General features: G+C 72.9%; 1 protein-coding gene. It reads left to right on the top strand.

The features are described 5' to 3' along the window. The first annotated feature begins 84 nt into the window (after positions 1 to 84). Positions 85 to 16,590: a type I polyketide synthase gene (locus OG710_RS13255; protein ID WP_330239524.1), complete on the top strand. Its 16,506-nt coding sequence runs from the start codon at positions 85 to 87 to the stop codon at positions 16,588 to 16,590. Positions 16,591 to 16,606: the final 16 nt, after the last annotated feature.

Below are 16,606 nucleotides of genomic sequence, written 5' to 3'. Positions count from 1 at the left end.
GGCACCGGGCCCCGCCCCGCATCTGCGACCCGACTCGACCTCACGGCATGAACCGGCATGAACAAGGACTCGGTGGGACCCAACATGTCCAATGACGACGCACGGCTTCTCGACTACCTCAAGCGGGTCACGGCGGATCTGCACCAGACGCGGCGCAGGCTCCAGGAGGCCGAGAACCAGGACCACGAGCCCATCGCCATCGTCGCGATGAGCTGCCGCTACCCGGGCGGGGTCAGCACCCCCGAGGAGCTGTGGCGGCTCGTCGCCGAGGGCCGTGACGCCATCTCCACCTTCCCCACCGACCGCGGCTGGGACCTCGACGCACTGCGAGGCGAGGAGAGCGACACCGCCTCCGGCAGCAGTTACGTGAACGAGGGCGGGTTCGTCCGGGACGTCGCCGACTTCGACGCCGGATTCTTCGGGATCAGCCCCAACGAGGCCCTCACCATGGACCCGCAGCAGCGGCTCCTCCTGGAGGTCGCCTGGGAGGCCGTCGAGCGGGCCGGGATCGACCCGACATCGCTGCGCGGCAAGCCCGTCGGCGTGTTCGCCGGCTCCGGCATCCAGGACTACGAGTACATCGTCGGCGCGGCGGGCGAGGTCGCCGAGGCCTACATGACCACCGGCAACGCGGCCGCCGTCATCTCCGGCCGCATCTCCTACACCCTGGGCCTCGAAGGCCCGGCCGTCACCGTGGACACGGCCTGCTCCTCGTCGCTCGTCTCCCTCCACCTGGCCGCCACCGCCCTGCGCCGCCGCGAGTGCACGCTCGCCCTCGCGGGTGGCGTGATGGTGATGTCCACGCCGTCCCCGTTCATCGCGTTCAGCCGTCAGCGCGGCCTCGCCCCGGACGGCCGCTGCAAGGCGTTCGCGGATGCGGCGGACGGCACCGGCTGGTCCGAGGGCGCCGGCATGCTCGTCCTCGAACGCCTCGCGGACGCCCGGCGCAACGGTCACCCCGTCCTCGCCGTCGTACGCGGTAGCGCGGTCAACCAGGACGGCGCCAGCAACGGCCTCACCGCCCCCAATGGGCGCGCCCAGCAGCGCGTCATCCGCCAGGCCCTCGCCAACGCCCAGCTCTCCGCCACCCATGTCGACGCCGTCGAGGGCCACGGAACGGGCACGACGCTCGGTGACCCGATCGAGGCGCAGGCGCTGCTCGCCACCTACGGACAGGGGCGCGAGGAGGACCGGCCGCTGTGGCTGGGGTCCATCAAGTCGAACATGGGCCACGCGCAGGCCGCGGCGGGCGTCGGCAGCATCATCAAGATGGTCGAGGCACTGCGCCACGGCATGCTGCCCAAGACCCTGCACGTGGACGAGCCGTCAAGCCACGTGGACTGGTCGGCGGGGCGCGTACGGCTGTTGACGGAGACGCGGCCCTGGGAGCGCACGGAGGACCGCCCGCGCCGTGCGGGCGTCTCGGCATTCGGCGTCAGTGGCACCAACGCGCACGTGATCCTGGAGGAGGCGCCGGCGGAGTCGGAGGCGTCGGAGGCGGAGCCCGCTGACACCGATGGAGCGCCCGAGGCGCCGGCGGTTCCCGTCACCTCTCTGCCGTCCGTTCTGCCGTGGACCCTTTCGGGCCGTGACGCGGCGGCCCTCGCCGCGCAGGCGGGCCGTCTGCATGCCCGTATCGCGGGCGACGTGGCGGCAAGCGACGTGGCGGCGGGCGACGCCGACTTCGCGTACTCCCTGGCGACCGGCCGTGCCGCTCTCGACCACCGCGCGGTCGTGCTCGCGGACAGCCGAGAGACGGCGCTGTCCGGTCTCACCGCTCTGATCGAGGGCGAAACCCACCCGGCGGTGGTTCGGGGAGTGGCCGCGAAGGGTAGGACGGCGTTCCTGTTCACGGGTCAGGGCGCGCAGCGGTTGGGGATGGGGCGTGAATTGTGTGCTGCGTTCCCGGTGTTTGCTGAGGCGTTTGATGCGGTGTGCGGTGAGGTAGACGCGCACCTTGCCACGGGGTTGCGGGAGGTGGTGTGGGGGAACGACGCGGAGTTGCTGAACTCGACCGCGTACACCCAGCCTGCGCTTTTTGCGTTCGAGGTGGCGTTGTTCCGGCTGGTGGAGTCGTGGGGCGTCAAGCCTGACGTGGTGGTTGGCCACTCGATCGGGGAGTTGGCGGCTGCACATGTCGCGGGTGTGTTGTCTCTCGCGGATGCGGCGAAGCTCGTTGTTGCGCGTGGTCGGTTGATGCAGGCCCTGCCTTCCGGTGGGGCGATGGTTGCTGTGCAGGCGACCGAAGATGAGGTCGGGCCGATACTTACCACCGGGGTAGGAATCGCCGCGGTCAATGGTCCTCGGTCTGTGGTTGTTTCGGGTGTGGAGTCCGAGGCGCTCGCCGTGGGCGAGCACTTCGCATCCCTCGGACGGAAGACCAGGCGCCTTTCCGTCTCGCACGCGTTCCATTCCTCGTTGATGGACCCGATGCTCGACGACTTCCGCGCTGTCGCGGCCGGGTTGACGTTCAACGAGCCACGTACGCCCGCTGTCTCGACGGTGGCCGGTGCTCTGTCGTCGGATTGGCAGTCGCCGGAGTACTGGGTCGACCAGGTCCGTCGCCCTGTCCGCTTCGCCGACGCCGTAAACGCCGCCGAAGCCTTCGGTGCCCGCACCTTCGTGGAGATCGGCCCGGACGCTGTCCTCACCGCTCTCGCGGCTGCCTCCGCCTCCGACGAGGGCACGACCTGTGTCGCGCTGATACGGAAGGGCCGCGTCGAGTCCGAGACGCTGGTCGCGGGTCTGGGGCGACTGTTCACTGCCGGCCTCGCGATCGACTGGGAGGCGTTCTACGCGGGCTCCGGGGCGCGCAAGGTCGCGCTGCCCACGTACGCGTTCCAGCGTGCCCGGTACTGGGTGGAGGGGACCGGTGCCCCAGGTGACATCTCCGCCGCCGGGCTGGCTGCGGCCGGGCATCCGTTGCTCGGCGCTGTCGTCTCGCTCGCGGACTCGGGCGGCGTCGTCCTGACGGGCCGGATCTCGCTGTCCGCACAGTCCTGGCTCGCCGATCACGTCGTGGGCGACTCCGTGGTCTTCCCCGGCACCGGCTTCGTCGAACTCGCGGTGCGGGCCGGGGACCAGGTCGGCTGTGAGGTGCTGGACGAGCTGATGCTCCAGGCCCCGTTGGTGCTGCCCGCACGCGGTGCCGTGGCGCTCCAGGTGGAGGTGGGCGCGGCGGACGCGTCCGGGCGCCGGCCGTTCAGCGTGCACTCGCGCCGTGACGACCAGCCCGACCAGCCCTGGACCCTGCACGCTTCCGGAGTCCTCGCGGCCACCACCGCGGACCGGGCCCCCTTCGATCTGTCGGCGTGGCCGCCGCCCGGCGCCGAGGTCGTCGACACGGACGGCGTGTACGCGTCGCTGGCCGAGGCCGGACTCGCGTACGGGCCGGCTTTCCGGGGGCTGACGGCGGCCTGGCGGTCCGGGAACGACATCTGGGCCGAGGTCGCGCTGCCCGAGGGAGCGCGGGCGGGGGCCGCCGCCTTCGGGCTGCACCCGGCACTGCTGGACGCCTCGCTGCACGGTTCCGTCTTCACGGACCTGTACGCGGAGGCGACCGGGCCCGTGCTGCCGTTCGTCTGGACGGGCGTACGTCTGCACGCCTCCGGGGCGGCACGGCTGCGGGTGCGGATCTCGCCGGACGGCGCCGGAGCCGTCGCCCTGTCCGTCGCCGACGAGGCGGGCAGGCCGGTGCTGTCCGTGGACTCGCTCGTGCTGCGCGAGGTCACCGCGGAGCAGTTGGCCGCCGCCCGTACGGTCGCCCATGAGTCACTGTTCGGCCTGGACTGGGTCGAACTCCCGGCGGGCGAACCGGTTTCGGCACCCGTCGACTGGGCAGAGCCGCGCCCGGACGGACAGATGCCCGAGAGCGTCGTCCTGCGGTCCCGGCACCGGGGCGCGGACCCGGCAACGGTCCGGGCGGCCACCACCGAGGTCCTTGCCGCACTCCAGCACTGGCTGGCGGCCGACCGCGCCGCCGACTCCCGGCTGCTCATCGCCACCAGCGGCGCCGTGGCCGGTGCGCAGGGCGTGGATGACGTCGCCGACCTGGCCGGGGCGGCCGTCTGGGGCCTCGTACGCTCCGCGCAGGCCGAGCACCCCGGACGCCTTCTTCTCGCCGACCTGGACGACCTGGACGACGACGCACAGGCAGCGGCCGCGCTGGCGACCGGCGAGTCCCAGACCCTCGTACGCGGCACGACTGTGTACGGCGCCCGCCTCGTCCGCCTCACCGACGACCCCGAGACGCGGGTCCGTCCCGACTTCGGTGCCGGCACCGTCCTGGTCACGGGCGCGACGGGTGCGCTCGGCAGCCTGGTGGCCCGGCGGCTCGTCGAGAACCACGGCGTACGCGGCCTGTTGCTGCTCTCCCGGCGCGGCGCGGACGCCCCCGGCGCTGCCGAGCTGTCCGACGAGCTGCGCGCGCTCGGCGCCGAGGTGACCGTCGCGGCCTGCGACGTCGCGGACCGGGATGCCCTGGCGGCCGTGCTGGACGGGGTGCCGCTGACGGGTGTCGTCCATCTGGCGGGTGTCCTGGACGACACGTTGATCGACTCGCTGACCCCGGAACGTTTGGACACCGTTCTGCGGGCAAAGGCCGATGCCGCGCTCCACCTGCATGAGCTGACCCGCGACCGGGGACTGTCGGCGTTCGTCCTGTTCTCCTCGGCCACCGGCGTCCTCGGCGTCCCCGGCCAGGGCAACTACGGCGCCGCCAACGCCCTGCTCGACGCCCTCGCCGCCCACCGCACCGCGCACGGCCTGCCCGCTCGCTCCCTCGCCTGGGGCCTGTGGGCGAGCGGCATGTCCGGCACCCTGACGGACGCCGACCTCCAGCGCATGAGCCGCACCGGCATCGGCGCCCTCACCTCCGGGTACGGCCTGGAACTCTTCGACCGGGCGCTGACCGTGAACACGCCGCTGGTGCTCCCGATCCGGCTCGATGTGCGTACCCTCGCCGAGGCCGGTGAGGCGCTGCCACCGCTGTTCCGGAAGCTGGTACGCATACGGGCCCGGCGCGCCGCCGGTTTCGCGCCGGAGGCGGCGGGGGAGCTGCGCGGCCGGCTGGCCGGGCTGGGCCGGGAGGAGCGGGAGCGCGTTCTGCTGGACCTGGTCCGTACCCAGGTCGCGGTGGCCCTCGGCTACCCGGACGCACAGGCCGTGGACGAGACGCGCGCCTTCAGCGAGCTGGGCTTCGACTCGCTCACGGCCGTCGAGTTTCGCAACGCGCTGAGCGCCGCCGCCGAGGTTCGGCTGCCCGCGACCCTCGCCTTCGACTACCCCAGCCCGCGCGCCCTGGCCCGGCATCTGCTCAGCGAACTCGACAGCTCTCTTGCCGAAGTGAGTCCCGCGCGAGGTGTGAACACGGCCGGTGGTGGGAACGACGACGACCCGATCGTGATCGTCTCCATGGCATGCCGCTATCCGGGCGGGGTACGCAGCCCCGAGCAGCTGTGGCGCCTCGTCGCCGACGGCGTGGACGCGGTCTCCGACTTCCCCGCCAACCGCGGCTGGGACCTGGACCGGGTGTACGACCCGACCGCCGAGCGCCCGCACACCAGCTACGCCAACGAGGGCGGGTTCCTGCACGACGCGGGCGAGTTCGAACCCGCGTTCTTCGGGATCAGCCCCAACGAGGCCGCGATCATGGACCCGCAGCAGTTCCTGCTGCTCGAAACGGCCTGGGAGGCGTTCGAGCGGGCCGGCATCGACCCGGAGACCCTGCGCGGCAGTATGACCGGCGTCTACGCCGGGATGATGTACCACGACTACGCGGCCAACAACAGCACCGGAGCGATCGCTTCCGGTCGCGTTTCGTACGTGTTCGGCCTGGAGGGCCCTGCCGTCACCGTGGACACGGCCTGCTCGTCCTCGCTGGTCTCGCTGCACATGGCGGCCCAGGCGCTGCGGTCCGGGGAATGCTCGCTCGCCCTCGCCGGTGGTGTCGCGGTCATGGCGACCCCCGAGGTGTTCGTCGAGTTCAGCCGGCAGCGGGGCCTCGCCCCGGACGGCCGCTGCAAGTCCTTCGGCATCGGCGCCAACGGCACCGGCTGGGGCGAGGGCGCGGGCATGCTGCTCCTGGAGCGCCTGTCGGACGCGCGGCGCAATGGCCACCCCGTGCTGGCGGTGGTCCGGGGTTCGGCGCTCAACCAGGACGGCGCCAGCAACGGCCTCACGGCACCGAATGGTCCGTCGCAGCAGCGGGTGATCCGCCAGGCGCTGGCCAATGCGGGGCTGACGGCTGCGGAGGTGGACGCGGTCGAGGCGCACGGGACCGGTACGACGCTCGGTGACCCGATCGAGGCCCAGGCGCTGCTTGCCACGTATGGCCAGGGGCGGCCGGAGGGCCGGCCGTTGTGGCTGGGGTCGGTCAAGTCGAACATGGGTCACACGCAGGCGGCTGCTGGTGTTGCGGGGATCATCAAGATGGTGATGGCGATGCGGCACGGTGTGCTGCCGCCCACCCTGCACGCCGAGGAGCGCTCGGACCAGATCGACTGGTCCGAGGGTGACGTGGAGCTGCTGACGGAGGCCCGTGAGTGGGCGCAGGGCGGGCACCCGAGGCGCGCGGGCATCTCGTCCTTCGGCATCAGCGGGACGAACGCGCACGTGATCGTGGAGGAGGCGCCGGAGGCACCTGTGGTCGGTGCGACAGGTGACACGGGTGCGGATCTGGCCGTTACGCCGTGGGTGCTGTCCGCGAGGAGCGCGGACGCGCTGGCCGGCCAGGCGTCCCAACTGCTGACCGTGGCCGATGACCACCGTGCCGAGGACATCGGTTACTCACTGGTGGCAACACGGCCGGTGTTCGAGCACCGGGCCGTGGTGCTTGGTGACCGTGCGGGTGCGCTGGCGGCACTGGCGGCGGGCGAGGAGCATGCGGGGCTGGTCCGTGGGGTGACGCGGGCGGTTGGTAAGTCGGCGTTTCTGTTTACGGGTCAGGGTGCGCAGCGGCTCGGTATGGGGCGTGAGTTGTACGAGGCGTTTCCGGTGTTCGCGGGGGCGTTTGATGCGGTGTGCGGTGAGGTAGACGCGCACCTTGCCACGGGGTTGCGTGGGGTGATGTGGGGGAACGACGCCGAGGCGCTGAACTCCACCGCGTACACCCAACCCGCTCTCTTCGCTTTCGAAGTCGCGCTGTTCCGGCTGGTGGAGAGCTGGGGCGTTAAGCCGGATGTTGTTGCCGGTCACTCGATCGGGGAGTTGGCCGCAGCCCATGTTGCCGGGGTGCTGTCCCTGACGGACGCGGCGAAGCTCGTTGTTGCGCGCGGTCGTCTGATGCAGGCCCTGCCCGCCGGTGGCGCGATGGTCGCTGTGCAAGCGTCCGAAGATGAGGTCGGGCCGATTCTTACCACCGGGGTAGAAATCGCCGCGGTGAACGGACCCCAGGCCGTCGTCATCTCCGGAACCGAAACCGAAACGCGCACCATCGCCGAGCACTTCGCCGCTCTGGGACGCAAGACCAGCCGCCTTCCCGTCTCGCACGCCTTCCACTCCTCCCTCATGGCACCGATGCTCGACGACTTCCGAGCCGTCACCGCGGAGTTGACGTTCAACGAACCCCGCATCCCCGTCGTATCGACCGTCTCCGGCACCCTCTCCACCGACTGGCAGTCCCCCGACTACTGGATTGACCAGGTCCGTCGCCCCGTCCGCTTCGCGGACGCCGTCCGTGCTGCCGAGGCGTTCGGCGCCCGTACTTTCGTCGAAATTGGTCCCGATGCGGTCCTGACTGCTCTCGGTGCCGCCTCCGCGGCCGACGACAGCACCGCCTTCACTCCTCTCGTACGCAAGAAGCGCCCCGAGGCCGAGTCGCTGGTCGCGGGCCTGAGCCGGCTGTACGTAGACGGGGTCCACGTGGACTGGGAGGCGTACTTCGCCAGCAGCGGGGCAGGTCGGGTCGAGCTGCCCACGTACGCCTTCCAGCGCACCCGCTACTGGGTGGGCACGGACGAGTACCTGGCCAACTCCTGGATCGGCGGCGGTGGCAGCAGCATGGCGACGGCCGGGCTGATCGAGGCCGGGCATCCGCTGCTCGGGGCGGTCGTGCCATCCCCGGACGCCGACATGGTGACGTTCACCGGACGCCTGTCGGCCGGTACGCACGGCTGGATCGTGGACCACGACGTCCTCGGAAGCGTTCTGCTGCCTGGTACGGGCTTTGTGGAGCTGGCGATCCGGGCCGGTGACCAGGTCGGCTGCGCGGTGCTGGAAGAGCTGGCCCTACAGGCGCCGCTGATCCTGCCCGAGCGCGGGGCCGTGGTCGTGCAGATGGTCGTCGGAGCCGCCGACGCGTCCTCCCGCCGTTCGGTGAGCGTGTACTCGCGTGCCGAGGACCGCCCGGACCTGCCGTGGACCCTGCACGCGGACGGTGTACTCGCCCCCGGCACGCAGGCCGCCGCGTTCGACCTCACCGCCTGGCCGCCCGCCGGGGCGGAGGAGCTGTCCCTGGAGGGCGCCTACGACGGTTTGCGCGAGCGGGGGTTCGGGTACGGGCCGACATTCCAGGGGCTCAAGGCGGCCTGGCGCGTGGGTGACGTGCTGTTCGCCGAGGTCGCCCTGCCGGAACAGGCGCACGCCGAGGCCGAGAAGTTCGGGTTGCACCCGGCGCTGCTCGACGCCGCCATGCACGCGGCGCTCGTCAACGGCACCGGGGGCGACGAGACCGTCCTGCCCTTCGTGTGGCGCGAGGTGAGCCTGCACGCGGCAGGGGCCGCCGCCGTACGCGTACGGATCACGCAGCCGACCCCCGAGAGCCTTTCGTTGCAGGTCGCGGACGCCACCGGGGCCCCTGTGGCCACCGTGGGCGCGGTCGTCGGCCGGCCCGTATCGAGCGAGCAGTTGGCGACGAGCGGCAACGACTCCCTCTTCCGCATCGCCTGGAACAAGCTGCCCGCCGCCCCCGCCCGTACGCCCTCCGGCGCGCCCGCCCCGAGCATCTTCACCTGCGTGACGCGCGACCCGGACGCCGTTGTGCCGGACGCCGTTGTGCCGGACGCCGCTGTGCCGGAAACCGATGTGCCGGCCGCCGCACACGAATTGGTGGGTCAGGCGCTGGAGGCCGTGCAGGACTGGCTCTCCGTGGACCGGCCCGAGGGCGCGGTGCTGGTGGTCGCCACGCGCGGCGCGGTGGCCGTGGCCGAGGGCGAGTCGGTCGATGTGCGACAGGCTCCCGTGTGGGGGCTGGTCCGGGCCGCGCAGGCGGAGAATCCGGGCCGGTTCGTGCTGGTCGACTCGGACGGCTCCGTCCCCTGGGACCAGCTGACCGCCCTCGGCGAACCGGAACTCGTCGTCCGCGACGGTGAGGTGTGGGTGCCGCGCCTGGTGCTCGCCGCGCCGCGCACGGCCGAGGACGTGGCCGCCCCGGTGTGGAAGGCGGACGGAACCGTACTCATCACCGGTGGCGCCGGCGGACTCGGTGCGCGCGTCGCCCGGCACCTGGTGGCCGAACACGGCGTGCGGCATCTGCTGCTGGTCGGGCGCCGGGGCGCGGGCACGCCGGGCGCCGCCGAACTGGTCGCGGAACTGATCGGCCTCGGTGCGGCGGTCGCCGTGGCGGCCTGCGACGTGGCGGATCGGGATGCCCTGGCCGAGGTGATCGCGTCCGTGGACCCGGCGTACCCGCTGTCCGGTGTCGTGCATGTGGCCGGTGTCGTGGATAACGGGGTGGTCGGCGCGCTGACGCCCGAGCGTATGGCGGCTGTCCTGCGGCCGAAGGTGGACGCGGCCTGGCATCTGCACGAGCTGACCGCTGACCTGGACCTGTCGGCGTTCGTGATGTTCTCGTCGGCCGGTGGTCTGGTGCTGGCGGCCGGTCAGGGCAACTATGCGGCGGCCAACGTTTTCCTCGACGCACTCGCCGCCAAACGTCACGCCGAAGGACTTCCGGCGACTGCCATGGCCTTCGGGCTCTGGGGCGTCGACACCGGCATGACCAGCGTCGACATGCTGGGCCTCGCCGAGGAGCGCATGGCGGCCCAGGGGCTGCCCGCCCTGTCCGCGACGGAGGGCCTCGCCCTCTTCGACGCCGCCCTGGAGTCGGGCCTCGCGGCCACCGTCCCGCTCCGCATCGACACCAACGTGCTGCGCAACCGCGCCACCGAACTGCCCGCACTGCTCCGGGGCCTGGTCCGCGTACCCGTACGCCGTACCGCGCAATCCACGGACGGGGGTGACGGTCTCCTCGCTCGGTTGACCGGCCTGGACGCCGCTGCGCGCGCCGAGGCGCTCCTCGAACTCGTACGGACGCACGTGGCCGGAGTCCTCGGGCACGCGTCCGCCGAAGCGATCGAGCCGGAGCGCGCCTTCAGTGAGCTGGGCTTCGACTCGCTGGCCGCCGTGGAGCTGCGTAACCGGCTCGGTGCGGCGACCGGCCTCCGGCTGCCCGCCACGCTGATCTTCGACTATCCGACCGCGCACGCCGTCGCCGCGTACGTGGGCGAGGAGGTGGCCGGTTCGGCCGTCGCTCTGCCCGCGCCGGCCCGCACCCTGTCCACAGCCGGCGGTCCGGCTGTGGACGACGACCCGGTGGTCATCGTCGGCATGGGCTGCCGCTATCCGGGCGGGGTGACGACGCCCGAGGAGCTGTGGCGGCTCGTCGCGGACGGGGTGGACGCCATCGGCGACTTCCCGGCCGACCGGGGCTGGGACCCGGAGGTGTACGACCCCGAGCCCGGCACCCCCGGCCGCACCTACGCCCGCGAGGGCGGCTTCCTCTACCAGGCGCCCGACTTCGACCCGGTGTTCTTCGGGATCAGCCCCAACGAGGCGCTGATGACCGACCCGCAGCAGCGTTTGCTGCTTGAGGTGTCGTGGGAGGCAATTGAGCGGGCCGGGATCGATCCGACGACGCTCAAGGGCTCGTCGACCGGTGTGTTCGCCGGCGTGATGTACCACGACTACGCGCTCGGCGTGGAGGCCGCGGCCAGCAGCGGCGGCAGCCTCGTCTCCGGCCGCACCGCCTACACGCTGGGCCTGGAGGGCCCCGCCGTCACCGTGGACACGGCATGCTCGTCGTCGCTGGTCGCCCTGCACATGGCGGCGCAGGCGCTGCGCTCCGGTGAGTGCTCGCTCGCCCTGGCCGGCGGGGTCGCCGTCATGGGCACCCCGGGCATGTTCGTCGAGTTCAGCCGGCAGCGCGGGCTCGCCCCGGACGGCCGGTCCAAGTCCTTCGCCGCGTCGGCGGACGGCGTCGCCTGGGGCGAGGGCGCAGGTGTCCTCCTCCTGGAACGGCTCTCCGACGCCCGCGCCAACGGGCACCCGATCGTCGCCGTCCTCCGTGGCTCCGCCCTCAACCAAGACGGCGCCAGCAACGGGATGACCGCGCCGAATGGTCCGTCGCAGCAGCGGGTGATCCGCCAGGCGCTTGCCAACGCGGGGCTGACGGCCGCCGAGGTCGACGCGGTGGAGGCGCACGGCACGGGCACGACGCTCGGTGACCCGATCGAGGCCCAGGCGCTCCTTGCCACCTACGGGCAGGGGCGCGCGGACGATGCCCCGCTGTGGTTGGGGTCCATCAAGTCGAACATGGGCCACACCCAGGCCGCCTCGGGTGTCGCGGGCGTCATGAAGATGGTCATGGCCATGCGCCACGGTGTTCTGCCGAAGACCCTGCACGTGGACGCGCCCTCGGACCAGGTGGACTGGGAGGCTGGAAACGTCGAACTGCTCACCGAGGCACGGGGGTGGCAGCCCGCCGACCGGCCGCGCCGGGCCGGGGTGTCGTCGTTCGGGATCAGCGGGACGAACGCCCATGTGATCGTGGAGGAGGCGCCGCAGACGGCTGACGCCGCCGCCGAGCAGGCCGACGGGGCAGGGTTGCCCGTCGTGCCGTGGGTGGTGTCCGGCAAGAGCCCGCAGGCGCTCGCCGCGCAGGCGGAACAGCTGATCGACCGGCTCGCCGGCGACTCCACGTCCAGCCCGGCCGACATCGGTCTGTCGCTCGTCTCCACCCGCACCGCCTTCCCGCACCGCGCTGTCGTCGTCGGCGCCGACACCGAGGAACTGCTCCGTGGTCTGACCGCTCTGGCGCAGGGCCGCAACGCCCCCGCGGTCGCGAGCGGCCAGGCCCGCCGCAGTGGAAAGTCGGCGTTCCTCTTCACGGGTCAGGGTGCGCAGCGGCTCGGTATGGGGCGTGAGTTGTACGAGGCGTTCCCGGTGTTCGCGGGGGCGTTTGACGCGGTGTGCGGTGAGGTAGACGCGCACCTTGCCACGGGATTGCGTGGGGTGATGTGGGGGAACGACGCCGAGGCGCTGAACTCCACCGCGTACACCCAACCCGCCCTTTTCGCTTTCGAAGTCGCGCTGTTCCGGCTGGTGGAGAGCTGGGGCGTCAAGCCGGACATCGTCATCGGTCACTCGATCGGGGAGTTGGCCGCAGCCCATGTTGCCGGAGTGCTGTCCCTGACGGACGCGGCGAAGCTCGTCGTCGCTCGCGGTCGTCTGATGCAGGCCCTGCCCGCCGGTGGCGCGATGGTCGCTGTGCAAGCGTCCGAAGATGAGGTCGGGCCGATTCTTACCACCGGGGTAGAAATCGCCGCGGTGAACGGACCCCAGGCCGTCGTCATCTCCGGAACCGAAACCGAAACGCGCACCATCGCCGAGCACTTCGCCGCTCTGGGACGCAAGACCAGCCGCCTTCCCGTCTCGCACGCCTTCCACTCCTCCCTCATGGCACCGATGCTCGACGACTTCCGAGCCATCGCCACCCCACTCACCTTCAACCAGCCCCGCATCCCCGTCGTATCGACCGTCTCCGGCACCCTCTCCACCGACTGGCAATCCCCCGACTACTGGGTCGACCAGGTTCGTCGCCCCGTCCGCTTCGCGGACGCCGTGGAGGCCCTGGAGGCGCAGGGCGCGAACCGGTTCCTGGAGATCGGGCCGGACGGCATCCTGACCGGCCTCGCCCAGCAGATCCTCGACCGGGGCGAAGGCGGCCCGGCCGTCCTCGTACCGTCCGTACGCAAGAACCGTCCCGAGCCCGAGGCGCTGGTCACGGCCCTGGGGCGGCTGTACGCGGACGGGGCGCGGGTCGACTGGGAGGCGTTCTACGCGGGCTCCGGGGCGCGGACCGTGGAGTTGCCCACGTACCCGTTCCAGCGCAGCCGTTACTGGGTGGACGCGGCCAAGCCGGCGACCGATGCCGTGGCCGTCGGGCAGGACGCGTTCGACCATCCGCTGCTGGCGGCCGTCGTGGCGTCGCCCGACTCGGAGGCCGTGACGCTCACTGCCCGCGTTTCGCTGGACACCCAGCCCTGGGTCGCCGACCACGCCGTGCACGGGAGCGTCCTGCTGCCCGGCACCGGCTTCGTGGAGCTGGCCCTCCAGGCCGCCGACCACGTCGGCTGCGGGCTGCTGGAGGAGCTGACGCTGTACGCGCCGCTGGTGCTGCCCGAGCGCGGCGGGGTCGCGCTCCAGGTCGTCGTCGGTGAACCGGACGCGCAGGCCCGGCGCACGGTCCGCGTCTACTCGCGCCCCGAGAATCACCCGGACGAGCCGTGGACCCGGCACGCCGAAGGTGTCGTCGCCGCCGGAACGGGGAACGCGTCCGCGCCCCACGACCTCACCGCATGGCCGCCCCCCGGCGCCGAGGAACTGGACGCGGACGGCCTGTACGACGGGCTCCAGGAGCGCGGGTTCGGCTACGGGCCGGTGTTCCAGGGGCTGACGGCGGCCTGGCGGCACGGCGACGCGCTGTACGCGGAGATCGCCCTGCCCGAGCAGGCGCATCCGGACGCCGCCCGCTTCGGCCTGCACCCCGCCCTGCTCGACGCCGCCATGCACGCCCTCGGCTTCGGCGGGCTCGGGGCCGAGGAGGACGAGGGGCGGGCGCTGCTCCCCTTCTCCTGGTCCGGGGTCGCCCTGCACGCCGCGTCCGCGACCGCCGTACGGGTCCGGCTCGCGCCGGTCGAGGGCGTGCGCAACGCGGTACGGCTGGACCTCGCCGACCCGGCCGGGGCGGCCGTGGCCTCGGTGGAGGCGCTGCAACTGAGGCCGGTCGCCGCCGAGCAGCTGGGCGGCGGCGGGTTCCGGGAGGCGCTGCTCGCCGTCGAGTGGCAGCCGGTCGGCGGTGGCAGCGGGCCGCGCGGCGACTGGGCGGTGGCCGGGCCCGGTCTCGTGGTCGCCGGAGTGCCGGTCGTCGCGGGGCTCGACGCGCTGGGCGACGCCGTACCGGACGTGGTGCTGCTGCCCGTCCTCGCGGACGCGGACGGGGCCGGCACCGAGCACGAGGTCCCGGCGGGGACGCGTACCGCCGTGGACGCGGCCCTGGCCGCCGTACAGCGGTGGCTCGCCGAGCCGAGGTTCGCGCGGTCGCGGCTCGTGCTGGTGACCCGGTCCGCGGCGGCCGTCGCGGACGGCGACCCGGTCGATGTGCGGCAGGCGCCCGTGTGGGGCCTGGTGCGGGCGGCGCAGGCGGAGAACCCCGGCCGGTTCGTGCTCCTCGACCTGGAGGAGGGCGAGCCCGCGCCGCGCGCGCTGGCCGGAGCGCTCGCCTCCGGCGAACCGGAACTGGCCGTACGCCGTGACCGGGTGCTCGCGCCCCGGCTCGCCCGGTCCGCCGCGCCCGGCGGCGGGACGCCATGGGACGGCGAGGGCACCGTCCTGATCACCGGCGGCACCGGGGGCCTCGGCGCGATCGTCGCCCGGCACCTGGTGACCGAGCACGGGGTGCGCCATCTGGTGCTCGCCGGGCGGCGCGGGCTCGCCGCGCCCAACGCGGCCGGGCTCCGCGACGAACTGACCGCGCTCGGCGTCCGGGTGGAGATCGCCGCGTGCGACGTCTCCGACCGGGCCGCCGTCGCCGCGCTCCTCGCGGGCATCGCCCCGGAGCATCCGCTGCGCGGTGTCGTCCACGCGGCCGGGGTCGCCCACAACGGGCTCGTCGGGGCGCTCACCCCCGAGCAGATGGACCACGTCCTGCGCGCCAAGGCGGACGCGGCCTGGCATCTGCACGAGCTGACCGCCCACCTCGACCTGTCGGTGTTCGCGCTGTTCTCGTCGGCGGGCGGGCTCGTCATGGCCGCCGGCCAGGGCAACTACGCGGCGGCCAACGTGTTCCTGGACGCCCTCGCCGCGCACCGCCGCTCGCAGGGGCTGGCCGCCACCTCCATGGCGTTCGGGCTGTGGGCCACCGAGACCGGGCTCAGTCAGTGGCTGGGCGAGGCCGACCTCCAGCGGATGCGGCGCACCGGAACCCCGGCGCTCAGCGAGGAGGAGGGGCTGTGGCTGTTCGACGCGGCGGTCGCCGCCGACGCCCCGGCGCTCGTCCCGCTCCGCGTCGACCTGGCCGCGCTGCGGGCCCGTACGGACGAGGTCCCGGCCCTGCTGCGGGGCCTCGCCCCGGCCGGGCGCAGGCGGGCCGGGGCGGCGGCCGCCGTCCGGGAGGCCGGCGGGCTCGTGCGGAAGCTGCGCGGGCTGGACGAGGCAGCCAGGACGCGGGCCGTGCTGGACGAGGTGCTGAGCCATGCCGCCGAGGTCCTGGGGCATGCGGACGCCGGGGCGGTGGACGCCGAAGCGGGCTTCCTGGAGGCCGGGTTCGACTCGCTGACCGCCGTGGAACTCCGTAACCGGCTCAACGCCGCCTGCGGGCTCTCGCTGCCCGCCATGGTCGTCTTCGACAGCCGCAACCCGCTGGAGCTGGCCCGGCTCGTCGCCGGCCGGCTGGCCGCCGAAGGGGGCGAAGCCGGGGCGGACGCCACGCCCGCCCCGGCGGCGGCGAGTCCGCTCGACGACACCCTGTACGGGCTGTTCCTGGACGCCATCATGGCGGGGAACATCAAGCCGGGCCTGGCGATGCTGCGCGCGGTGGCCGCACTGCGGCCCTCGTTCGCCACGGCCGCCGACCTGGACGCGCTGCCCGAGGCGGTCTCGTACGGGGCACGGGCCAAGGGCGAGGGGGGCGGGCGGGCGCCCCGGCTGATCTGCCTCAGCACGCCCACCGTCGCCGGCGGCGTGCACCAGCACGCACGGCTCGCTGCCAGGCTGTCCGTGCCGGTGTCCGGCATTCCGACGCCCGGCTTCGGACGTGGTGAGTCGCTGCCGGAGTCGTTCGAGGCGGCCGTGGACGTCCTCGCCGAGGCCGTGCTGCGTACGGCGGACGGGGAACCGTTCGTCCTGCTCGGCTTCTCCTCCGGCGGGCTCCTCGCCCACGCCACCGTCGCCCGTCTGGAGCGGGTGCACGGGGTGCGGCCGGCCGGGCTCGTCCTGCTGGACACGTACTACATGGGCGCGGCCAACGACGCGATCTTCGACCAGATGGCGTCCGCCGTCCCCGACAAGGCCGCGACGCTCGGTGCGTTCAGCAGCGCCGAACTCTCCGCGATGGGCCGGTACGTGGAACTGCTGCCGCAGTTCACGCAGGCCGACATCGAGGCGCCGGTGCTGTTCGTCCGGGCCGGGGACCTGTTCGAGGCGGGCGAGCGGGCCGGCGTCGGCGAGGGCGGCTGGCAGGCCGACTGGAACGGCGCCGACACCGTCGCGACCGTGCCCGGCACGCATTTCACCATCGTCGAACAGCACGTCGACACGACGGCACCCGTCATCGACGGCTGGCTGAAGGACCTGAAGGAGCGGATCTCCTCGTGAACACGCACCACCCCGT

This window comes from Streptomyces sp. NBC_00525 (assembly GCF_036346595.1).
GTDB lineage: Bacteria > Actinomycetota > Actinomycetes > Streptomycetales > Streptomycetaceae > Streptomyces.
This window is presented reverse-complemented; position numbering and strand designations above follow the sequence as displayed.

Bases quoted from the DNA above. Each gene is read 5' to 3' on its own strand.
- OG710_RS13255 (WP_330239524.1), top strand. From the start codon at position 85: ATGTCCAATGACGACGCACGGCTTCTCGACTACCTCAAGCGGGTCACG.